Origin of the sequence: Sporocytophaga myxococcoides DSM 11118 (assembly GCF_000426725.1) — a bacterium.
GTDB classification, from domain to species: Bacteria; Bacteroidota; Bacteroidia; order Cytophagales; family Cytophagaceae; genus Sporocytophaga; species Sporocytophaga myxococcoides.
Map to the genome: position 1 here is coordinate 71,407 of NZ_AUFX01000005.1, position 23,195 is coordinate 94,601.

Annotated in this window: 18 protein-coding genes; 10 read left to right on the top strand and 8 right to left on the bottom strand. The window is 37.0% G+C overall.

Annotation, left to right across the window (positions count from 1 at the left end; genetic code table 11):
• Positions 1-70: 70 nt before the first annotated feature.
• On the bottom strand, positions 71-892 hold the full coding sequence (locus tag K350_RS0106300) for a M48 family metallopeptidase (RefSeq protein ID WP_028979179.1): 822 nt from the start codon (positions 890-892) through the stop codon (positions 71-73).
• Positions 893-1,057: 165 nt separating this feature from the next.
• Between K350_RS0106300 and K350_RS0106305 the strand changes: the two genes are divergently transcribed.
• Positions 1,058-1,756 carry an SIMPL domain-containing protein gene (locus tag K350_RS0106305; protein WP_162144137.1) on the top strand — a complete coding sequence of 233 codons (699 nt, stop codon included), beginning with the start codon at positions 1,058-1,060 and terminating at the stop codon, positions 1,754-1,756.
• A 103-nt stretch (positions 1,757-1,859) separates the two neighbouring features.
• Here the strand turns inward: K350_RS0106305 and K350_RS0106310 are convergent, their stop codons facing one another.
• Entirely contained in the window at positions 1,860-3,182 is a 1,323-nt protein-coding gene (locus K350_RS0106310) for an ammonium transporter (protein WP_028979181.1), read from the bottom strand.
• A 632-nt stretch (positions 3,183-3,814) separates the two neighbouring features.
• Between K350_RS0106310 and K350_RS0106315 the strand changes: the two genes are divergently transcribed.
• Together K350_RS0106315 and K350_RS30865 are read left to right on the top strand one after the other, a co-directional pair.
• Positions 3,815-5,512, top strand: a complete 1,698-nt coding sequence (locus tag K350_RS0106315) for a hydroxysqualene dehydroxylase (RefSeq protein ID WP_037574423.1) — start codon at positions 3,815-3,817, stop codon at positions 5,510-5,512.
• A 40-nt stretch (positions 5,513-5,552) separates the two neighbouring features.
• Positions 5,553-6,242 (top strand): transmembrane-type terpene cyclase, encoded by a 690-nt coding sequence (locus K350_RS30865; protein ID WP_028979183.1) that lies wholly within the window; start codon positions 5,553-5,555, stop codon positions 6,240-6,242.
• A gap of 164 nt (positions 6,243-6,406) precedes the next feature.
• Here K350_RS30865 and K350_RS0106325 read toward each other — a convergent pair whose 3' ends face one another.
• A complete protein-coding gene (locus K350_RS0106325) occupies positions 6,407-7,864 on the bottom strand; it encodes a cryptochrome/photolyase family protein (protein ID WP_028979184.1) in 1,458 nt (485 codons plus the stop codon).
• 205 nt (positions 7,865-8,069) lie between these two features.
• On the opposite strand from K350_RS0106325, the gene K350_RS0106330 reads away from it, so the two are divergent.
• A complete protein-coding gene (locus K350_RS0106330; protein WP_028979185.1) occupies positions 8,070-8,960 on the top strand; it encodes a sensor histidine kinase in 891 nt (296 codons plus the stop codon).
• An 85-nt stretch (positions 8,961-9,045) separates the two neighbouring features.
• On the opposite strand, the gene K350_RS0106335 is transcribed toward K350_RS0106330, so the two are convergent.
• Together K350_RS0106335 and K350_RS0106340 are read right to left on the bottom strand one after the other, a co-directional pair.
• Positions 9,046-10,245, bottom strand: coding sequence for a hypothetical protein (locus tag K350_RS0106335; RefSeq protein ID WP_028979186.1), 1,200 nt, complete (start codon positions 10,243-10,245; stop codon positions 9,046-9,048).
• Positions 10,242-11,222, bottom strand: coding sequence for a DUF2157 domain-containing protein (locus tag K350_RS0106340; RefSeq protein WP_028979187.1), 981 nt, complete (start codon positions 11,220-11,222; stop codon positions 10,242-10,244). Before K350_RS0106340 ends, K350_RS0106335 begins: the two co-directional genes overlap by 4 nt.
• 67 nt (positions 11,223-11,289) lie before the next feature.
• Between K350_RS0106340 and K350_RS0106345 the strand changes: the two genes are divergently transcribed.
• Together K350_RS0106345 and K350_RS27690 are read left to right on the top strand one after the other, a co-directional pair.
• On the top strand, positions 11,290-11,550 hold the full coding sequence (locus tag K350_RS0106345) for a DUF493 family protein (protein ID WP_028979188.1): 261 nt from the start codon (positions 11,290-11,292) through the stop codon (positions 11,548-11,550).
• A gap of 200 nt (positions 11,551-11,750) precedes the next feature.
• Positions 11,751-13,178 carry an MFS transporter gene (locus tag K350_RS27690; protein WP_081670915.1) on the top strand — a complete coding sequence of 476 codons (1,428 nt, stop codon included), beginning with the start codon at positions 11,751-11,753 and terminating at the stop codon, positions 13,176-13,178.
• A gap of 6 nt (positions 13,179-13,184) precedes the next feature.
• On the opposite strand, the gene K350_RS0106355 is transcribed toward K350_RS27690, so the two are convergent.
• Entirely contained in the window at positions 13,185-13,670 is a 486-nt protein-coding gene (locus K350_RS0106355) for a nucleoside 2-deoxyribosyltransferase (protein ID WP_028979189.1), read from the bottom strand.
• 460 nt (positions 13,671-14,130) lie between these two features.
• Between K350_RS0106355 and K350_RS30870 the strand changes: the two genes are divergently transcribed.
• Entirely contained in the window at positions 14,131-16,992 is a 2,862-nt protein-coding gene (locus tag K350_RS30870; RefSeq protein ID WP_051312915.1) for a T9SS type A sorting domain-containing protein, read from the top strand.
• A gap of 171 nt (positions 16,993-17,163) precedes the next feature.
• On the opposite strand, the gene fabF is transcribed toward K350_RS30870, so the two are convergent.
• Together fabF and K350_RS0106370 are read right to left on the bottom strand one after the other, a co-directional pair.
• A complete protein-coding gene (gene fabF / locus K350_RS0106365) occupies positions 17,164-18,405 on the bottom strand; it encodes a beta-ketoacyl-ACP synthase II (RefSeq protein ID WP_028979190.1) in 1,242 nt (413 codons plus the stop codon).
• Positions 18,406-18,471: 66 nt separating this feature from the next.
• Positions 18,472-19,029: a TetR/AcrR family transcriptional regulator gene (locus K350_RS0106370; RefSeq protein WP_028979191.1), complete on the bottom strand. Its 558-nt coding sequence runs from the start codon at positions 19,027-19,029 to the stop codon at positions 18,472-18,474.
• Between the two features lie 326 nt (positions 19,030-19,355).
• Between K350_RS0106370 and K350_RS27700 the strand changes: the two genes are divergently transcribed.
• The 3 genes from K350_RS27700 (at position 19,356) to K350_RS0106385 (ending at position 23,154) form a co-directional block, all read left to right on the top strand.
• Complete coding sequence (locus K350_RS27700) at positions 19,356-19,937, top strand: RNA polymerase sigma-70 factor (RefSeq protein WP_037574426.1); 582 nt, start codon at positions 19,356-19,358, stop codon at positions 19,935-19,937.
• Between the two features lie 75 nt (positions 19,938-20,012).
• Positions 20,013-21,023 carry a FecR family protein gene (locus K350_RS0106380; protein WP_028979192.1) on the top strand — a complete coding sequence of 337 codons (1,011 nt, stop codon included), beginning with the start codon at positions 20,013-20,015 and terminating at the stop codon, positions 21,021-21,023.
• Positions 21,024-21,105: 82 nt separating this feature from the next.
• Complete coding sequence (locus tag K350_RS0106385; protein ID WP_028979193.1) at positions 21,106-23,154, top strand: STN domain-containing protein; 2,049 nt, start codon at positions 21,106-21,108, stop codon at positions 23,152-23,154.
• Positions 23,155-23,195: the final 41 nt, after the last annotated feature.

Consider the following 23,195-nt stretch of genomic DNA (forward strand, 5'->3'; position numbering starts at 1 on the left):
ATTTCTATAATAGCTTAAAATGTCAAAAATGTTTTATTATAAGAAAAAGTTAAGGCTGATTTTGTCAGCCTTAATTTTTGGTAGTTAGCAGTTTTACAATTTCTTTATGCTTCTCAGTGCCTGTATCTCCTTCTTTAGATCCCATTTCTTCCCACTTAGTATTAATATCATCAATGCGGTCTTGAGAAGCTGGGTGGGTACTCAGAAAGTCCGGAATTTCGTTATGATCTTTTTCCTCTTTAATGAGCTTTTTGAAAAATCCGCCAACTCCTCTGGGATCATATTTGGTGTCATAAAGGTATTCAACAGCATATTCGTCAGCTTCTTTTTCATCTCCACGGCTAAATTTTAAAGAGAGAAGTTGTTGGCCAACATTAACGAGTTCTTTGTAGTCCGAACCAAATATCAAGGAGATTACTACCCCCGTGCCATAAGATTCTGCCAGCTGTTTTACAGTATGTCTGTTTTCTGCATGCGCTATCTCATGGGCAAGTACACCTGCAAGCTCGGATTCGGAATCGACATACTTGATTAGGCCAGTGTAAACATAGATATATCCGCCAGCTACACAGAAAGCATTAAGCGTATTGTCGTCCTGAATAATTTTTACTGTATAGGGAAATTGATCTTTATATTTTATTTTATCAGAATTTATCAGCTGGTTTTTGATGTTTTCTACATAGTCATAAACTTCTTTATTTTTTTCCGGATCAAGGAATGGATATTCGGATTGGCTTTCATTGATCTGATAGGAAAATTGTTCTCCCAGATTTTTATCAATATCCAGAGGAATCATTTCCATTACTGAGTTACAGCTGGAAAAGAGAATGACCGACAGAAGTAAGTACCACCTTTTTAGCAAAAACATTGATGTTGTATTTAAAAGATTCATAAAATCTAAACGAATATAAATTTATGAAAAATCTGTAAAGGCAAACAATTCTTTTTGTGTTGCCTCATTGAACTGGCCATTTTACTTATTCAAAGTGGAGGTTCCCTAATTTCTTGTGGAACTTATTTTTCAATCATTTTACCTTTCTTAAAAATGATAAATAAAATGATAAAATTAAGATTGTTTGTAGTGGCAATAGCAGTGTTTATAGGTCACATTGTTTCGGGTCAGACCCTTATTGCACAGGAAGAGAAGCCTCATATTGATGTTGTTGGAACTGCAGAAATGGAGATTGTTCCGGATGAAATTTACTTGAGTATCATAATAAAAGAGCGATATGAAGGAAAGGAAAAAATAGATGTGGAAAGTCAGGAAGTGCAACTCCGGAATTCCTTAAAAGAAATAGGGGTCAATCTTAATAATTTTTATTTGTCTGATGCAAATGCAGATTTTGTGAAGATCAAATGGAGGACTAAGGATTTGCTGAGTCAAAAAGATTATACTCTGAAAGTCGATGGAGCAACTACTGTTGGTAAGGTCTTTATGCAACTGGATAAATTGAAAATCTATGATGCTTCAATTTGGAAAGTTTACCATTCGAAAATGGACAGCCTGAAAAAAGAAACGAATATAAAAGCTATAAAAGCTGCAAAAGAAAAGGCGGATTATCTGCTAAGCGCCTTAGGTGAACAAACTGGTAAGGTTATTTGGGTTAATGATTCTGGAGCATCACTTTCTCCGGTATTATATGCTAATTCAAATGAACGACTTGATTTAAGTTATGGGAAGTTTAAAAATGATGAGCTACAGTTTCAGAAAATAAAAATATCAGCAAGTATTCAGGTTAAATTTTATATAAAATAAATCTTTATTGAGAAGTAAAGAGTGATCATAATTTTTCTACAAATTATAAAAAAAAGCTGCCCCGATAACGAGGCAGCTTTTTGATTTATCAAAGTCAGATGTACTATACCACAAGTACTTTTTCTTCGTGTTGAGAAAGATCCAATCCTTCTTTTTCTTCTTCTTCTGTTACTCTTAGAGGAGCGATTAAGTTTGTAATTACAAGAAGTATGTAAGAGCCTACGAATGAGAATGCTACAACAATACCTAGAGCGATAAGGTGGGTTACGAAAAGTGTAGTTTCACCGAAAGCGAGACCGTTACCGGTAGTGTTTGCAGAGTTTACTGCAACATGAGCAAATACAGCAGTAAAAAGCATACCGCTCATTCCTCCAACACCATGGCAAGGGAATACATCAAGTGTGTCATCGATGCCAGTTTTAGCTCTTAGGCCTACAACGATGTTGCTGATTAAGCTAGCGCCAACACCTATTACAACACTGGATGCAATTGTTACGAAGCCAGCAGCAGGAGTGATAGCTACAAGACCAACAACGACACCGATACAGAATCCCATTGCAGATGGTTTTTTACCTTTAACAGAATCAAATAATATCCAGGCAATACCAGCAGCAGCAGCGGCGATGTTTGTAGTAGCGAAAGCAGAAGCAGCAAGTGCAGATGCTCCAACAGCTGAACCAGCGTTAAAGCCGAACCATCCGAACCATAATAAACCTGTACCTAATAATACAAATGGAATGTTTGCAGGAGCAGGTTCAACATGTTCTTTTCTTTTGCCAAGGTAGATAGCAGCAGCAAGAGCAGCGCAACCAGCAGAGATGTGAACTACAGTACCGCCGGCAAAATCAAGAACTCCCATTTTAAAAAGGAAGCCTTCAGGATGCCATGTCCAGTGTGCAATCGGAGCATAGATAAACATGCTGAAAAGGCATGCAAACAGAATATATGATGTGAATTTGATTCTTTCTGAGAATGATCCGGTTATCAAAGCAGGTGTGATAACTGCAAATTTCAACTGGAAGAAGGCGAAAAGAACCAAAGGGATAGTTGCAGCTAATGGCCATGGCTTTCCATCTAATACATTCTGGAACATAAAGAATGAGGTAGGATCTCCGATAAATCCTCCGATGTCTTCACCGAAAGCAAGGCTGAAACCAACTGTAATCCATAGTACGGAGATGATACCCATACATATGAAACTTTGTAACATAGTAGAGATTACGTTTTTAGCGTTAACCATTCCACCATAAAAAAGTGCAAGTCCGGGAGTCATTAGGAGTACAAGCGCTGCGGATGCCAACATCCATGCGATGTCACCTGTGTTAAGACCTTCTGTTTCGATTGATTTTGGAACACCCGGGAAAGCAAATGCCAGTGCAGTAACAACCAGCAATACTGCAAATGGGACAATTGATAGTTTTTTCATAAGGTAGTTAAAATTTAGTAAAGGTTAATTGTGAACTAAAATTAGTAAATTTTCTTAAAACAAGTAAAATTTTTGGGTATAAAATTTATAAAATATATTCATTGTTGCTTTTGGTGTTTAAAATTTGACCTACTTTTAAATAAAACTAGTAAAAAACCGTATTACTACCTAATTTTTTAAAGTAGAATTTTTTCTAGATTAATAAATTCCTGAACTTCTGTTAATTAAAAATGCCAATTTTGACCAATTTGGCCAATTTTTTAGGTAGGTAAGATGAAAAACGTAACTCTTACATACGATATACCCGGTTTTGTGAAGTATGTTTGTTGGGTTTTATAAGTTTTGGTGGATTTAGGTATAAAATTTATCCTATTAATTATGTTGAACGAGTCGTTTCTTTATAAGCGATTTTAGAATAAAATACATATACATTTACCTTACTCCTTAATATGTATAAATGGACTATTTTTTAGCTTATATAATAGTGTGAAATATTTCCTTGGAATAAGCCATTCTTTTTAATCTTGTCGATTTATTCTAATTCTTCATCTAGTTCTTATTGGTTATGCTAGTATTCTCATGTCTTTTCAATTGGGTCCATCGTATTAGAAGTATTTTAAATCTGAATTTTTATGGATCCCAAAAAGAAAAGTGTCATCATTCTTGGAGGAGGTATAGGAGGGTTGAGCGCTGCTCATGAATTAATCAACAGAGGGTTTAATGTTGTAGTGTTTGAATCCAAGGGCATTCCCGGAGGTAAGGCGCGAAGTCTTTCTGTGCTAAACACTGGAACGGATGGCCGGAAAGATCTGCCAGGGGAACATGGTTTTCGCTTTTTTCCAAGGTTTTACAAGCACATCATTGCTACCATGAAAGAAATTCCTTATGGCGAAAATAAAAATGGTGTAGCTGATAATCTGGTAGATACCACACGTATTCAAATGGCAAGATTTGGAAAAGATCCTGTTTTGATGCCGGCCAGGTTTCCCAGATCTCTTGGGGAGTTTATTCAAATACTTGCAGATGGTTTGGATCTCAACCTTGGTCTTTCTACAGAAGAAAAAGCTCTGTTTGCAAAAAAAGTCTGGCAACTAATGACTAGTTGTAAGGAAAGAAGAAAGCATGAGTATGAAAGGATCAGCTGGTGGGAGTACCTCGATGCCGATCAACAATCTTCTGCTTATCAGAGTATTTTTGCCAAAGGCCTTACTCGTACACTGGTGGCGGCAAGGGCTGAAGAGGCAAGTACTAAAACAGGAGGCGATATTTTTATCCAGCTTTTATTTGATGTCGCTAAACCCGGTATTAGTTGCGACAGAGTATTATGTGGTCCTACCAATGAAGTTTGGATTGATCCCTGGCTTGAAGACCTTAAAAAGAAAGGCGTTGAATACAGATTCAATTCAAAGGTTCTGAGCATTAATTGTGCTGATAATGCGATTAAAAGTGTTACCATCTCTTGCGAAGGAAAACAGCAGGAGTTTGTCGCAGATTACTACATTTCTGCAGTACCTGTAGAAGTAATGGCCAGCTTGCTTAACAATGATCTGGTAAAAATCGATCCTACTTTAAATTATCTTAAAACGCTTAGTCAGTATGTTTCTTGGATGAACGGTACTCAGTTCTATCTGAATACCAACATTGAGTCTGTTCCCGGTCATTCAATATATATAGATACACCATGGGCACTTACTTCCATATATCAGTGCCAGTTCTGGAAGAAATTCAGCATTGCTGAGCATGGTGATGGTAAGGTTAAAGGTATATTATCAGTAGATGTCTCAGATTGGAATACTCCGGGTGTAATTTATAATAAGCCTGCTAAAGAATGTACGAAAGAAGAAATCATTAAAGAGATCTGGGAACAGTTAAAAAGAAGTCTGAATGTCAATGGTAATGTAGTTCTTAAAGATGACTTTCTGCATTCATCTTTTATCGATCCCGATATTGTCTTTGAGAGTCCTATGCGTAATGAAGAACCTCTGTTGGTCAACTCTACTAATACCTGGGACTTGCGACCTTATGCATACACTCAGGTTCCTAATCTGTTCCTTGCATCTGATTATGTGAAAACCAATACGGATCTAGCTACTATGGAAGGTGCAAATGAAGCTGCCAGAAGGGCTGTCAATAGCATCTTGGATGCTTCAGGAGTAAAGGCTCCTAAGTGCAAAATATGGGATCTGCATGAACCGGCAATATTTGCCATACTTCGGTGGAGAGACTTGCAGAGGTATAAAAAAGGATTGCCATGGTCGCATCATCAGCCATTTATAATTAAACTACTTCATAAAATAAGGTTCTGGTTCTTTGAGAAATCAGGACGATAGCTACATGGATTTTTAATTAACTATTTAATCTTTTATAATTATGGAAAAGCTTTTAAATCTTGAAGTGTATAGTCCTTTAGACTTAAGCTTGTTTGGGATATGCTGTATTTTCTGGTTTCTTGTTTACATCATTGTAATTATAAATATCATTAAACATAAAGTAGTAGAGATACCAGTTGCAGCAGTAGTTGCCAATTTTTCATGGGAGTTGCTTTGGAGCTGGTGCTTTCATACGAACCTGGGAGAGCTCTTTCAATGGGGGTACAGGATATGGTTCTTTATGGACATCTTTATCATTTACAGCATTTTTAAATATGGTCATAAGCAGTTTCAGCTTGAGCCATTTAAAAAGCAATCAGTGTTAATTACAACTTTCGGGCTTGCCTTTTGGATGATAGGTTTGTATTTCCTTATTCCTGAGCATGACACAGATGGCTTTGGTGCCTTTTCTGCTTATCTCATCAACGTTTATATGAGTGCTTTTTATTGTTATCAGATCATCAGACAACCTGAGTTTGCAATTTCAAATGCAAATGGCTGGTTCAAAATGATTGGTACTGCAGGATGCTCAGCTATGATTTACAATCATTTCTGGAACATTCCCGGATATAATGGATTGATGGCTTTATGTGCCATTACTTTATTCCTTGATCTATGGTATGTTTATTTGCAGTATAGCCGAGTGGGAGTGAGAGATAAAGTGGGCAAGGTGAACTTCATTCCGGCGTGAGGTTAAAGTACAAAGCGGAAAGCTTAAAGCAAAAAGTATATAGTTAAATGCTTCATCAGAAGCAGAAGGCCTGCTGGCTGTAATCAATTAATTAGATTAAGAAAATCTATTAAGTGGATTTACCTAGCTATTACTTTAAGCTTTCCGCTTTGTGCTTTTAGCTTTTAGCTTTCCGTCAAAAATTTATCAGCCACATCATAATACCCCTTAATAGTTCGTCTATCCTTTTTTTCAAGCTGCCTTAGCATTAAGGTCATTCTTGGATTGCTTTGGAATTTCTTTTTATGTAAATCAATAAATCTCCAGTATAAACTGTCCCAGATATTGGTCCACGGTCCTCGGGGATAATCGCTCATTTTTAATACATAGTTTGAACCGGAGATATATGGTTTGGTAGTAATAATATGGCCAGCAGCAAACTGGCTCATTCCATAGACATTGGGTACCATTACCCAATCGTAGGCGTCAATATACATTTCCATAAACCATTTGTAAACTTCATCAGGATCTGTTTCACATAGAAGCATGAAGTTTCCCATTATCATAAGACGTTCTATATGGTGATTATAGGAATTACTAAGCACATTTGAGATGGTGTTGTCTACTGGTAAGATTCCTGTAGATGCATCCCAGAATGATGTGGGCAATTTTCTTTTATGATTAAAATAGTTTTGTGTCCGAATATGTCTTCCTTTAAATTGATATACAGCCCTCATGTATTCTCTCCAGCCAATGATTTGCCTGATAAAACCTTCTAATGCGTTTATTGGAATCTCATTTTGATGTTCCATGACTTTATCCAGAATGTCTTCCGGAGTCAGCAAGCCAGAATTGAGAAGCGGGCTTAATACTGAATGATATATAAATGGATACTTAGAGGAAATAGCATCTTCATATGTTCCAAATGAATTTAACCTTTTGGTAATAAAAGAGTCCAGCCAAATTTGAGCTTCTTTATGAGTGACAGGGTATAAGAAAGGTATTGTGGTTCCCGGGTTAGTGCTGAAATTTCTTTTTACATAATCAATTGCCTCTTTTACAAATTCATTTGGTTCAGGGGAGTGAACTGCCGGAGGTATATGGTTTTTAGGAAGTTTTTTTCTGTTTTCATCATCAAAGCTCCATTTACCTCCTCTTGGTTTGCCATTGTCTATCATTATATCAAGGCGTATTCTTTCGTGAGAGTAAAAATCAGCCATATAAAATCTCTTATGGGAGAAATAGTCTTCAAGATAGCTGATTGTATTGAGAAACATGGGTGAACTTTCTACAACTGTTTTGATTCCATTTATAGCCGCATTTTTTTCTATTCGTTTTGATAGCCAGTCATCTGTAGGATCTATATAAGTAATGTGATTAATTTTATTCTTAACCAATTCTTTGAAAAGAGCCTCAGTATCAGAAAATTTTACCTGTTCAAAGTAAATGCACTTATAACCTTTTGATATAAGTTGTTGCTCATAAGCTTTCATACTAGCCCTGTGGAATATAAGTTTTTGCTTATGAAATTTGTACTGAGTAAAAAGCAAGGGTTCTTCGATTAAGCAGATGAACTGGTTCTTCTTTCTGTGAAAATTATTTTCAAATAACTGATGAGGGAAAACTAAAAAAGCTTGATTCATAGAGTTTTTTAAAAGATGTAATGAGGCAATAGGATGTCAGATTAATTCGTTATTTTTGCAATTCGGAATTATATTCCTCTCTGCTTACACTGGTGACGGGGGAGTCCGTCACCTCTTTTTATCAGGTTTATCCACATTTTTTAATTTATTTTGAATCCTTTTATCGACAAAACCAGTAATTAGAAGCATTGGTTTAAAGATAAGTATGAAGGAAACCCAGACTTTTGATTATCAGCAATTTTTAGAAATTCAAAAAGAAAACGCAAGGCTTAAAGAGCATATCACCACTCAGGAGAATATGTTCGGAATGACTCTGCGTAATATGGGTGGTCTTAATCAGGAGCTCAAGTTTGCCAAAGAAAAAATTAAAGAACAAAATCTTCTTTTAGAAAAGATTGTTGCTGACCGCACAATTGAACTTCTTGCAATCAATAACCAACTGAATGCCTTGTTATATCGTGCATCTCATGATATGAAAGGACCCGTAAGCACATCTGAAGGACTTCTAAATCTTATTGAACTTACCAATGATCAGGAAGAAATAAAGCAAATGTCAAATTTAATGAGACTGACTTTGCGTAAGCTGAGCAAGCTTTTGGATGGCCTTTCATTCCTGGGAAGATTGAAAACTGAAAAAAGTATTATTTCCCGAATAAATTTCGATACATTCTTTTCAGAATTTAAAGATAAACTTTACCAAAATCATTCTCACAGATTTCCTGTTATTCATGCTCAACTTCCCGAGAACAGAGATTTCAATTCAGATCCGGATATTTTACATGTCATCTTCAGAGAGATATTTGAAAATAGTATTGTTTTCGGAAGAAATGATTTGCTTGAAATTACCTTTGTGATGGATATAACACATGACCATATTACTTTTTCAATTACAGATAATGGGTATGGAATTAGAGAGGGTGTCCTTAGTCTTGTTACAGAAATGTTTTTCAGAGGAAGTGAAAAGTCTGAAGGTAGTGGAATGGGCTTATTCCTAGTACAAAGTGCTGTAGAACATTTGCAGGGAGAACTCTTTATTTCCAGTGGAGAGAAAAATGGGACAACAGTAAAGATTATTATCCCAAATAGTACTTTCTGATTTATATCCTGTTAATTGTTTCTGAGCAATAATCCTTGAATAAAGCAAACGGATTATATTGAAATTATCTTAACTTACTTTCTTATTAGAACTTCCCTCCGGAACCACCACCGCCGAAATTACCTTCTCCAAATTCAAACCCTTCCTGTTGTGATGAGTCTTTTCCCATTGTCTCTGCAATTACCAGAGCTTCTGCATCAGATAAGTTGAATTCTTTTTCTAATACATCCTTATCCACTGTCAATCCTATTTTAGGTGTTTTCAAAAGTTTATTTACAAACCATGCAACACCAATCATAATAATTCCGGCAAGTGTAATCGTTATTTCATGATGGCCAAGGCTGAAATAGAATTTGAAAGTAAATACCGCAAATGTAATTAGCATCATGCCTAGCTGAAGTTGTAGTCTGTCTTTTTTTATTATACCAAAGTAAATATATAACAAAGGGGTAATAGCTGTAGTAATGTAGAATAGCCAGGCTAGTGGTATTTGAGAGCTCGAATATTCATCATTCATTATAGCATTAAGTTCTCTTACCACGAAGTAATTAACGGAAAGATATAAAGTAAGTAAACTAAGCAGTTCAAGGATTTTAAAATTATCTTTCCATAATAACCTTTTTTCAACATAACCATATTTTTTAACCAGCTGATATATAAGAAAGCTTGTAATGCATATGGTGAAAGGGCAAATTGCTATGCCTATATTTCCCGTATTAGATACTACATAAAAAATAATGTAAATTAAAACTCCAAATGCCAGTGCAGAGATAAGGCGGTCTACATAACGAATAGCAAAGAAAATAAGGAGGGGTAAAGAAAGCGTAAGTATTTGTAATGTATAATCAGTCCTGTCATAGTAAGATTCACTATTGTTATTTAGATTATCAAAGAAAATTGCGATCGCAGAAATACAAAGACCTAAAGTAGCATATTGGAAAGCATCATCAACACCTGCCCTGAAAAACTTCTTTTCTCTAATTACCTTTTCGGCTGTGATACCTGTAATAATTGCATAAATCAACATTCTGATCGGTAATCCATATCCAGAGATGGTGTCATGAATTGTTATCAGAGTGATAAGGCCAAGGCTTGCACCAATCAGTATAGAAGTAAACAGGAATAGACCTGTTCTTATAAAGAAATTGGGTGTATATAGATCATTTATATATTTCCCTTTTATCTTTTCAAATAATGATTCGGATAATAATTGTTTTTCTTTCCAGATTTTAGCCTGATCAATAAGTCTTAGATTCTCAAGTGATTTTTTATTATAGATAATCATATTTTCAACAGACTTTTGTGATTCTTGATAAGGTAAACAGCTAGGGCACAACTACCGATAAAATAGAAAAATCCGAAATAGACTAATTCTATATCTGCTCCGGTTTGCAACAGGAAATGAAAAGTAATATAGGTAATACCTATGTATAAATAAATCATGATGAAAAGCAAGAAATAGTATGACTCAAGTTTTCTTGCATGGAAATAATAAACTCCTGCCAGTACAAATAAAATTGGTATAAATAGGAGGTGATTTGTTTCTAAAAACAAACCGGCCAATGCTGCTATGAAAAGAATGTGAATGGCGAAGTTAAGGTAAGTAAATGCAAAATGGTTTTTCAGATTTATTCTCTGGAACCCAAATACCATGGCATTCAGAAAGCAACCCAGGCCCAGAGCAGTCCATATGTATGAGTGATCAGAGAAGTTCTCCAGGCCATCATATACACCTCTTGGAGTTACTGCTATTCCTGCCCAGCCTGCGAGACCGGTAACAGCCATGCTTAAAACACCCTTGTGATCAAATCTGTAAGCAAGCAGGAAGAATAAGAGCGTAGGAATAATTGTGGCAGTCCCGAATTGTGTTCCGAATATGGTGTATTGAACTTGCAGATATGTTTCGAGTGACAAAAAAAGCAAGCAGCCGAGAAGCAATATATAATCATTCCATGGAGAGGTGCTGATTACTTCATTAAAGGAAAAGGGCTCACTTTTTTTGAAAGTTATGTAGAAGCAGGCCGTGCATGCTAGTCCTATAAGGGAAATGATTGAAATATGACCTATTGTGTCAATATTCAAATAAATAATCAAACCAGCTCCCGCTGAGAAGAGTAATACTCCCAGGTATAAAACTGTTTTTGCTTCCCAAAAGAGTGAAAAAAGCTTATTTTGCTCATAGTTTTCAAGCTTTTCTTTGTCTTCAGTGGAAATAATTCCATCAGTGAGCAAAGTATTTAAAATAAATTTTCTTTCAGGCATGAGAAAGTTTTACGATTTTTAGCATGTTTTTTGGAACGCAATTTTAATAGTTCCAGTTACCAAATTTATGGAAGATAAGAAATTTAAAGGTTTACAGGAAAGGCTTGAAAAATTATCATGGCCGTCCATTTATATGTTCAAGTTTATTGTTCCTACGGAGAAAGAAAAAGAATTGGTTAATATTTTTGAGGGAAGAATTACAGAAAAAAAATATTCTCAAAAAGGGAACTATGTAAGTGTTACATCCACATTCGCTGTTGAATCTGGTGATTCTGTCTTGCATTATTATAAGGCAGCTTCCAAAATTGAAGGTGTAGTGGCATTGTAAATTTTAGAATATAGACTATTTGAAAGCATCTTGACTAATTAAACATTCTCTTAAAGCCGTCTCATAAAAGCCGGCTTTTTATTTTTTTTAAAAATTTTTAGAATTTAACCTTTTAGTTTGGCTATTTCTCTACCTCGGCAGTTATAAGTAGGAAGAAAATGCCTAAGAATATTTTATCCAATCATGCAGAATACTTTTAAATGACAGATACCGGGAAAATACCTGAAAATAAATATAAAAATAAGTGGCTGATCCTTGCCAATGTCTCATTTGGGGTCTTAATGGCCACCCTTGATGGAAGTATTGTAAATATCGCGCTTCCCACTATTAAAACAGAGCTTCAGGCTGGCAGTGCAGTTCAATGGATTGTAATATCTTATTTTCTTACAACTACCAGTACCCTGCTGATAATGGGCAGGATCTCTGATATCATAGGAACAAAGCCGGTATATGTTTCTGGATTTGCAGTATTTACAATTGGTTCATTGCTCTGTGGAATTGCTCCAGGTATCTGGTATCTGACAGCCTTTAGGGTAATTCAGGGTTTAGGTGCTTCTATGTTGTTTGCTGTTGGGCCAGTGATCATCGCAAATGTTTTTGAGCCTAAGGATCGTGGCAAGGCTTTAGGTTTAATAGGCACGATTGTCGCTGCAGGCAATAGCCTTGGTCCTGTATTGGGGGGAATACTTTTGGGATCTTTAGGTTGGAAAAGCATATTTTTTGTAAATGTTCCGCTTGGGATTATTGCTGTAGTATTTACTCTAAGAAATATTCCAGGAGGGGCTGAAAGGAAAAAGGAGTACTTCGATTATCCCGGAGCACTATTGTTTCTTGCCGGAGCAATATTATTTCTGGTTGGGCTTTATCTCGGGCCATTAGATGATTTTGGATGGAGTAACAAGTATGTAATAATGTACCTTATTGGTGGGGGAGTACTGCTTAGCTTTTTTTTCATTTGGCAGAAAAAGGCACCGGTCCCCATGCTAAATTTTACTTTATTTAAAAGAAGAAATTATAGTTATTCGATCATTTCGGCTTGGCTGGCTTTTACATCCACTGGGGCAAACTTTTTTATTTTACCTTTTTACCTTCAGCAAATTTTGAACTACCCGCCTGAAAAGGCAGGTTTTATATTGCTTGCAGGTCCGGCAACGCTGAGTGTTATAGCCCCTATAGGAGGCTTTCTCTCCGATAAAATCGGTCCGCGTTTTATAGCTACGATTGGTCTTATCATTACAGCTACAGGTTATTTTTCCTTTACATTTATTGCAGAAAACTGGGATTGGCACCAGATTGTCTGGAGAAGCGCTTTGATAAGCCTTGGCTTTGGATTATTTCAATCTCCCAATAGCTCAAGAGCTTTAAATTCCGCTCCCGCACACCTTCGGGGTGTCGGAAGCAGTATGCTTGCTTTTATGAGAAATCTGGGACTGCTAATGGGTGTGTCAATAGCAGCAGCAATCTGGTATTCATTCAGAAAGAAAATAGCTTATTCGGCAGGTATTGAGGAGTTAAGCCATCATGCCCAGGTTTATGGGATGCACTTTGTTTATTATGCCCTGACACTGTTTGTCCTTAGTGCTGCAGTATTGTCTTATCTTAATATTCCGGAAAGTGAAGAAAATTAAATACAATTAGCCCAAAGCTTCAATACATTCTTCAAAGGTTCTGAAAATTTTGCCTCCTGACTGTGTTATTGCATAGTGAATCATGAGATTTACACAGTGACCAAAATCTTCGACCTCACTATATTCAGGCTGTTTGGAGATATCAAACATTTTTTTTGTTGTTTCCGGAATTGTGCATTCTGGCTCAGTACAGTATGCATAAATCTTTTTCTTTTTACCGAATGCCATTCCTATTTCAAATGCAGTGCCATCATCCATGCAAGCTCCACGAAAGGGATCTATATTCGCTACTACAACATCTGCCATTTCTATCATCTGAATATTTCCATTGAAGATCTGTTCGCATACAAGTTCGGCTTTGTACGGATCAATCTGATTATCCAGTGGAATCAAGGCTTTATGTCCTTTGGAAGAAAGAAAACTATTCAGTTTATGGAAATGCTCTTTTGCATTTTGCCTGAATACATCAGGACCGGCAAGGTAAATTTTCATCTTTATTTCAATAATGTCTAGCAAGATAATGCAAATATTCTTTTGATGTTTTATGATTTATGAAACTGGATTTTTTTTAGATTAATAACTGTCCTTCAAATTTATAATTTAGTTCTAATTATGTTCACTCTGCACTTTCCTTAGTCTGGGAATGCGACATTCCTGATCCGAAAGCTAAAAAAGTTAATTTGGGCCAGGTGGTAAAATTTCTTTTAATCAGGTACTTATAATGTAATATTGAAAAGGTTGAAAAAAAGTTTTATTTTTTTTGCTTTAGTTATATTAAATATCAGAATAGTTAAATATTTTTAAAGTGTAAATCGATTACTATTTGTCCTTTTACAGTATTAAAGAGGAATATTATAATCTATTTATAATCTCATCATTTTGTATTTATTGAAGAAAAGCCGCATTTCTTCGAATACACAATCAAGTCATTTATATAAAAATCTCAAGATTAATGAACAAGCATTTTGCTTTTCTAAAAAACTGCGGTCTGTTAATATTGCTATCAGCCCTATCACTTATTCAAACTCTTTCGGCTCAACCACTGGTTTTGAATCAATATGCAAAGGTGCTTGATTTTCCATCCTGTAATCCTTGTCTTAATCCTTGTAATAAGGTCACTGTAGATGATATCACTCCATTTGTGGTTGGTGATGAGGTACTTCTTATTCAGATGAAAGGTGCTGATATAAGCTGGGCCCAGGATACTACTTTTGGTGACATTATTAGTTATGGTAGTACAGGTTTCCATGAAGTTCTTTCTATCGCTGCAATCAACGCGTCTACCAAGCTTATAACATTTGATAATACCATTGGTGGAAATTATTTTATAGATGGAAAGGTACAGCTCGTAAAGAAGTTTAAAGCATCTGGAAATTATACTGTTCCTGCGGGAGGGGTTACATGTGCTCCCTGGGATGGAAACAAAGGTGGGGTTTTGTTTATGGAGGTAAATGGTACCTTGTCGCTTTCAGGAAGTATAGATGTTACAGGTATGGGCTTCAGAGGTGCGGTGAATCCTAACTCCAATCTGGACATTACTCAATGTGGTACGGGAGGCCCTGCTGGTGATGAGTTTGCCAATGGTATATTTTACCTTGATGGTGCCAATCTTCAATGGGCAGGAAGGAAAGGAGAGGGGATAACTGAATTTAGAAATCCACAGTATGAGTTGGGGACAGGTAATCTCGCCAATGGCGGAGGCGGTGGATTAAATCATAATGCAGGGGGAGGTGGTGGTTCCAATATGGGTGCTGGTGGAAAAGGAGGAAATTCTTATATAGGTATATCCAATGAAATTTGCGGCGTGATATCCAACGGATCCGGTGGCGCTGCACTTGACAGGATGGGTGGCCTTCGTCTTTTCCTTGGTGGAGGTGGCGGTGCAGGACATGAGAATAATCATAGAGGAAACTCAGGAGGTGATGGAGGGGGTATTATTGTGATAAAAGCAGACAAGATTGAAGGCAATGGAAATAAAATAATCTCTGATGGGTTTATCGGTTTCAATTACGATCTTATTCAGGGAGGAAAAGGTGAAAATGACGGTGGCGGTGGTGGTGGTGCCGGTGGTTCTATTAAAATCGAATGTAATGATTTTGGAACTTCAGCACTCACTATCCAGGCCCGCGGGGGAAATGGCGGAAGCCTTACTGCACAGGAGCATGGCCCTGGTGGAGGAGGTGGAGGAGGACTCGTTTGTTTTAATGCTGCTTCTATTAGCAATGCTTTAGTTAAGGTAGTTTCAGAAGGTGGAAACCCTGGTTTAACTGCGGGAGATACTTCCAGCTATGGTGCTCAAGCCGGTTCTCCGGGGATAACTGGATTTTCCTGTTCTACCATTTCTTCTCCACCTCCCAGAGTTATTCTTTTTTCAGCAGGTAGTGATCAAACCCTTTGTAATCCTGGAGTAGCAATTCTTGATACGAAACTTGAAAAGACAGGAACTTCCTTTACATGGTATAAAGATGGAGTGGAGCTTACAGCAGAAAAGGATTCGGTTTATACAACTAATGCTCCCGGAACTTTTGTAGTAAAAGTAACTACAGCTAATTGTTCCTCTACAGATACGGTGGTGATCAAAAAAATCGGAAATGAGGTTCCTGTAAATCAATATTTCTGTGATAATGCTGGCCCAGCAACTGTCACGCTTGAAGTGGGGAATCCGGAAGCTGCAGCGAAATATGGATGGTTTACTGAGGAAAACGGAGGTACGCTTGTTCATGTTGGAACCAGCTATACCGTTTCAGGGCTTACTAAGGATACTGTGTTCTATGTTGTAGATACTGTTAAAGTAACTACTGTTTTGGGCCCTACCGGAACAGGTGCAGCTCAGGAATGGTATATAGCAGATGGTAGTAACAATGATATAACTGTTCAGGAGCAATTAAGGAAATTTAATGTCATTGCTCCCATAAAGCTTAAATCTGTAGAAGTTAGGGCAGCCCTATATATTGGTGGTTGCGGGGTTACAAGGAGTGTAACCATTCAGCTTTTTCAAAATGGGGTAGCCACAGGACAAACAGCAACAGGTACTATTCAATGCGATGTTCCGACTAAAGTTGTCTTGAATTTTGATATTCCTCCAGGAAATAATTATGAATTAAGAATTGATGGTATTGATAAAGCTTTTTTTAAAATCAGCGATGAAGAAGAAGCTTATTCCATTCCTGTTGTAATGACCATTCTTCCAAATCTGAAAAAATCAGGAGCGTTCTTTAATTGGGAAATTGAATATGGAGCTCCATGTGGAAGAATGCCTATCTGGGCTAAAAAGAGCTGTCCGCTTCCTTTAATGCTCTTATCTTTTTCAGGAGTAAGTCAGGATGGAGTAGCCAATTTGTATTGGTCTACAGCAATGGAGAAAAATGTTGAAGGTTTTATAATTGAAAGCAGTAGCGATGGATTTCAATTTGAATCAAAAGGATTTGTCTCTGCAACCGGTCTTGGTCACTATCAGTTTCAGGATATGAATGGAGGTAGCAGTTTTTATTACAGGCTTAAAATGGTTGATAGAGATGGTACTTTTACATATAGTCCCATCATACATTTGAAAGGTGACAATGAAAATTATATCAATCTGTTTCCGAATCCTGCTTCAGAAATATTGTATCTACAGATTGTGGCTTCAGGTCAATCATCAGTGTTACTCGAATTGACTGATATTGTAGGAAAACAGCTTTTAACAAAAGAACAAGTTGTTGAAAAAGGTCTTAATACGCTTTCTTTAAATGTATCATCATTGCCAACAGGAGTTTACTTCCTGAGTATACTAACATCTGCAGGCGTTGAAGTCAGAAAGTTTGAGAAGAGATAAGAATAGTCTATCGAAGAAGATTTTGGAATACATACTTTTTGTTATCAAGCGTCCGCTTGCACTCAAAATAAATAGGCCGTCATCGCTTGATCAGAATCCAACAGTTAATTGAACGATCATTAATAAAAAAGAAGAATGGTAAACCACCTTTCTTCTTTTTTTATCTGGCCATTACTCTTTATATCTTCTGAACAGTGCAATAGCATTATGTCCACCAAAACCAAATGTATTGCTCATTGCTACATCCACATTGGTTGATTTATGTTTACCTGTTACAATCTCAATTCCTGGTGCCAGATTAAATTCAGAAAGATCATTTGTATTAATAGTCGGAGGAATAATATTTTCATCAATACTTTTAATCGCTATGATGGCTTCCACAGCTCCCGCGGCCCCCAGCAGATGACCAGTCATAGATTTTGTAGCACTGATATGTAGTTTTTGTCCGTTGAATAATCTGTCAATTGCCGCCAGTTCGCTCGGATCTCCAAGGGGAGTAGAAGTTGCGTGGCAATTGATATAGTCCACTTCAGAAGGAGAAATATGCGCATCTTCCAAAGCATCTTTCATGGCAAGATAAGCTCCGATTCCTTCCGGATGTGTGGCTGTAATATGATAAGCATCTGCCGCAAGTCCCCCTCCGATAATTTCTGCATAAATTCTGGCGCCCCTGGACTTTGCTTGTTCCAGTTCTTCAAGAATCAATGTACCACTACCTTCTCCCAGTACAAAGCCATCTCTTGTTTTGTCAAAGGGGCGTGAAGCTTTTGAGTATTCTTCATTATTTTCCGATAAAGCTTTCATCGCATTAAAACCACCGATACCGGCATCAATAACTGGAGCTTCCGAACCACCTGCAATAATTATATTTGCTTTTCCAAGTCTTAAATAATTAAAGGCGTCTACTATAGCATTTGTTGATGAAGCGCAAGCTGAGACTGTACCGAAATTTATTCCCCGTAAACCAAATTTTATAGAGATATAACCCGGAACTATATCGGAAATCATTTTGGTAATGAAGAATGGATTAAACTTAGGTACTTTGCTTTGAGCGTATGCCAGAACCTCTTCCTGAAATGTTACAAAACCTCCAATCCCTGAAGACCATATCACACCAACTTTATCTTTATTGATTGTATCAAAGTTGATTCCTGCATCTTTTATGGCCTCCTCTGTACTTGCAATTCCGTATTGGCAAAACAGGTCCATTTTTCGGGATTCTTTCTTATCCAGATAGTCCAGGGGATTAAAATTCTTTACCTCACAGGCAAACTTTGTCTTGAAGTGTGTCGTGTCAAATCTTGAAATAAGGTTTGCTCCACTTTTCCCTTGCTTAACAGAACTCCAAAAATCATGGATAGAATTTCCAATTGGGGTAATCGCTCCCATACCTGTTATTACAACTCGTTTCATATGAGTGTTTTTTATTTATATTATAAATTATACTTATTAGTAAGTAAGTTGTGCTTTCAAATTTTTTTAACTTCGATTTAGTTCGTTTAAAATTGCATTTTTAACACTTTTAAAACTTTCCGGCCCCAATATTTTAGCCATTTGAGCTGCAGCCATAATAGAAGTGATAATAAGCATCGCTCTGGTTCGTGAATCTCCTTTATATGTTAAAGTACCATTTTGAAGCCCTTCTTCCATAACATTTGTTAACCAATCACCCACAATGGTCACAAAAACAGTAAGTTTTTGTTGGATTTTTTCATCGATTGTGTCCCAGTCAGTGGCCAAAGTCCCCACAAGACATACTTTTTTATTGGTCTGAATCTGATCATAGATATTCAGAAATGCTTCTACTTTTTCAGGTTCTGAAAGAGAAGCAACTTCCTTAATAAAGTGCTCAACTTTCTGAATATGAAATTCAATAACAGCAACTCCAAGGTCTGATTTGGATGGAAAGTGATAATGGATAGCAGCATTTTTTACTGATAAGACTTTAGAAATATCATTGTAACTGAATGCATTATATCCTCTTCTTCGGATAAGGTCATCTGCAATATTTACTATAGACTCTTTGGTGGAAGTCATTAGGGCTTATTTTTAATATTACAAATATAATACTTACTAGTAAGTAAGTTTAATTTTATGATTAAATTTTTTAAGAAAATTAAAGGAGGAAATTTACAGCCTCTGGTTCTCTGTGTTTTTTCCGAGGTTCTTTATTTAATAAAATCATTTCACTCGGTAAATATCTAATGATCAAAGGTTAATAGTAAAAATTTACTCAATAAGGCTCAGAAAGCTGTAAAGTTGTATTATAACAACTTCCTGAGATATTGATTAAAAGAATCATACATCCATAATTGGAAAATCAAATTAATATTTCCGACCTTTAAGACCGAGTTTAGCATAGCATGTCTGAAAGTATAAATAAGGAAGGTACACAAGAAAGTTTTTCTGATCCTGAATCTTTTGAAAGGATTTTCAGAACATACTACGCTCAGCTTTGCCGTTCCGTCTATCGGATAGTCCAGGATAAAGACGCAAGTGAAGATATTGTGCAGGAGGTTTTTATGAGGATCTGGACTAAAAAGGATGAACTCTCCATTCATCTTACTGTCAAATCTTATCTTTTTGCTGCAGCCTACAACAGCTCATTTAACTATTTAAAACAGAAGAAAAAATTTTCTGAAACAGAAGAGGATACCTGGATTAATATTCCGGGCAGCGATAGAGCAGATCAATCCCTGCAAGTAGGGGAGCTGGATGGGCATATCTCTCAGGCAATAGATAGTTTGCCTCCTGCCTGTCGTTCTGTTTTTATTTTGAGCAGGTATGAAGAACTTAGCTACAAGGAAATAGCCGAAACTTTACAGATATCGGTTAAAACGGTTGAAAATCAAATGGTCAAAGCTTTGAAAGTCCTTCGGGAGAGATTAGCTCCGTTCCTGAAAGATGCCATTCTGGTTTTGATTTTTTTGCTAAATAATTTCTAAAAAAAAAATTGAAGGTAGCGTAGGGGTAAATTAAAATTCAATTGTCATAGTATCAGATTGGCCAATTAATTAAAGATGGAAAGAGAACATCAGGAACTTATTCTTAAGCACTTAAGGAAAGAATCTTCGGGTTTCGAAGAACAATTACTTTCCGAATGGCTGCAGGAAAATCCTTCTAACAGAAAGGAATTTGAAGAGTATGTCCGGACTTGGGATTTTTCCGCAAGAGCCAAAGTTGACTTTGAGCCCGATGTAGACGCTGCCTGGATGAAGTTTAAAGCAAAGGCCGGTTTTGAGCCTCAGCAGACAGTGCCTCAGAAGGAAGCCAAAGTTGTCAAGCTCTTCGATTATAACCTTATTTTGAAAGCTGCTGCAGTTTTATTGGTATTTGCCGGCATTAGCTATTTATCAATGAAGCTGTTTAATCAAAAGGAGATTCAAGAAATGTCTTTTGCAGCCGGAAATGAAAAAAGGGAATTACAACTTCCTGACAGCAGCAAAGTCTGGCTGAATGCACACAGTAAAATTTCTTATGCCAAGGATTTCAAAGGCGATATAAGAAAGGTAAAACTAGAAGGAGAAGCCTTCTTTGAAGTAAAGCGAAATGTTGAAAAACCATTCAGAGTAGAAGGATTGTCATCTATTACTCAGGTATTAGGTACTTCATTTAATGTAAAAACAATTGTAGGTCAGGCCGATGAAGTAGAGGTCGTTACCGGTAAAGTGTCTTTCGCATTAAAGAAAAACGAGACAAAGAAAGTCATTCTGACTCCTGGCATGAAAGGAAGAGTTGAAAACAATAGCAATGTTGTTTCGGAGAAAATCGATAATCCGAATTTCTTAGCATGGAAACAGGAGAAACTGGTCTTTGAAAACAGTACGCTTGAAGAAGTAGCATCTACAGTAGAGGCTTATTTTGGAACAAATGTAGAGCTGGCTAATTCAGAATTAGTCAACTGCAGGTTTACCGGAACTTTTGAAAAACCTAAAATACAGGAAGTATTGGATGTAGTTTCGGAATCTATGAGCTTAAGCTCTAAAAAAGACGGCAACGGATATATACTAGAGGGTTCGGGCTGTCAGTAATTAATCAACAGAGCGTGTTACTACCTATTTAGGTTAAGATTACGCAGGTAAAAATCATTTAATTTATTAATTCATTTCACTAATGAGGCTTATTCAAATCCTTATCATACTATTACTTTGTCTTAACTTTTCCCTGCAGGCTCAGCCATCGCTGGATACAAAGGTTACACTTAAGATGAAGGCCAAGCAAAGCGAAATACTGAAAACCATTACTGAAAAATATGGAATAAGATTTTCTTATTCGAATAATATGGTTTCGCTTGACAAAAATGTATCTCTGAATGTTCAGGGGAAATCGTTGAGAGAAGTCCTGGACCTAGTCTTTACGGAGCATAACGTGAATTACTCTGTAGTAGGAAATCAGGTTGTACTGAAAAAGAAAGCTGTTAAAAAATCGGCTGATGCCACTGCAGATTCAAGAAAGGGAGCTACTTCATTTGTGATTGTGGAAAATGCGAATTCAATTACGATAAACAGTGTGAGCACTGATAAAGCTGAAGAAGTTGAAGAAAATGATCATGCGGACGAAGTGCAACCAGAAACCAGTGAAAAACTTGAAGAAACACTTCTGGTATCATCAGATACAACTTTAAAAGCACCCATGCTGAAGGCTAAGAAACCCAAAGGCGATGATGTGGTAAGTCTGCGTAAGCAATATTTATTGGAGAAAAGGAGATTGAGGGATGAATATCTTACCAAGATGGACAGCCTGAATTCCGGAGGAAACAAGAAAACAAAGGAAGACTTTAAAAGCAGCTTTAAAACGATTTCTCACAAACTTAGAGAAGAGTTAAACGAGATTGCTGACAGTATTGAAAACAGAGCGCCAGTAGGAGTTTGGAAAAGATTGCAAAAGTCTGATAACCCTTCTGATTCACTTTCAGGCAATGAAGGACAAAATGTAGACTCTGCCACTTATAAAACCGTACCGCTTTCTGTCAGCTTCGTTCCTCCTATGAGCACGAATGGTGCTCATGCATCGGAGGTTGTAAACAAAGCTTCATTGAACATTCTGGCCGGTACTTCAAGAGGGCTGGATGGTGTTGAAGTTGGGGCTCTTGTAAATGTGGACAAGGAGTTTGTCAATGGTGTACAAATTGCTGGTTTGACAAACTTAGTAGGAAAGAATGTAAAAGGCGCGCAGATTGCTGGTCTTACCAATATATCTTCAGGCTATGTAGAAGGTGTGCAAGTGAGTGGTCTTGTTAATACCGCCAAAGACAGTATGTATTGCTTTCAGGCTGCAGGATTGGTGAACAGCTCAGGAGGAAATAGCCTGGGTGGACAGTTTTCCGGATTGGTAAATTTTAGCAACGGATATATGTATGGCCCACAGTGCGCGGGATTCGCAAACGTAGCCAATGGTATGGTGACAGGTCCTCAGTTGGCTGGGTTTATAAATGTTGCGAATGGAAGCCATAAGGGAATTCAAGCTGCAGGATTCATGAGTGTCGCTAAGCATAACTCTGAAGGTTGTCAGTTAGCTGGTTTTATGAATACTACCGGTGATTTAAGAGGTGCACAAGCTTCTGGCTTCATCAATTTTGCAAAAAGAGTAAAAGGTGTTCAGATAGGTGTAATAAATATCGCAGACACTGTTGATGGTGCTCAGATAGGCATTCTTAATATAGCAAAGAAAGGCTATCGCAGATTTGAAATCTGGGGTTCAGAGAGTTTATATGGAAACATAGCTTTCAAAATGGGAGGTTCAAGAAGTTTTTATAACATCTTTGCTGTCGGTGCTCAACTGAACAATGGAGGAAAGTTCAGAACAGGATACGGAGTGGGATTCGGTACTGAATTAAAGGCAAGTCAAAAGCTTTGTGTAAATATAGATGCTATCGCATACCACATCAACGAAGATGGAGCTTGGACCAACAAACTCAATTTACTTAATCAACTAAGAGTAAATGTTGGGATAGCATTAGGAGAGAGAACGACAATATTCTTTGGTCCTACTTTTAACGTAATGGTATCCCAGATTTTTGATGCCGATAAAAACGAATACGGCTCTAATATAGCTCCATGGACAGTCTCCGATGAAACCTACGCAGGTCGTGTAGATAAAGGTCGAAAAGAAAATACAAATGTGAAAATGTGGCCCGGATTTAACGCAGGTATCAGGTTCTGATTTTTAGTACAACCAGGAAAACTCAAGTAAAACACATTTAA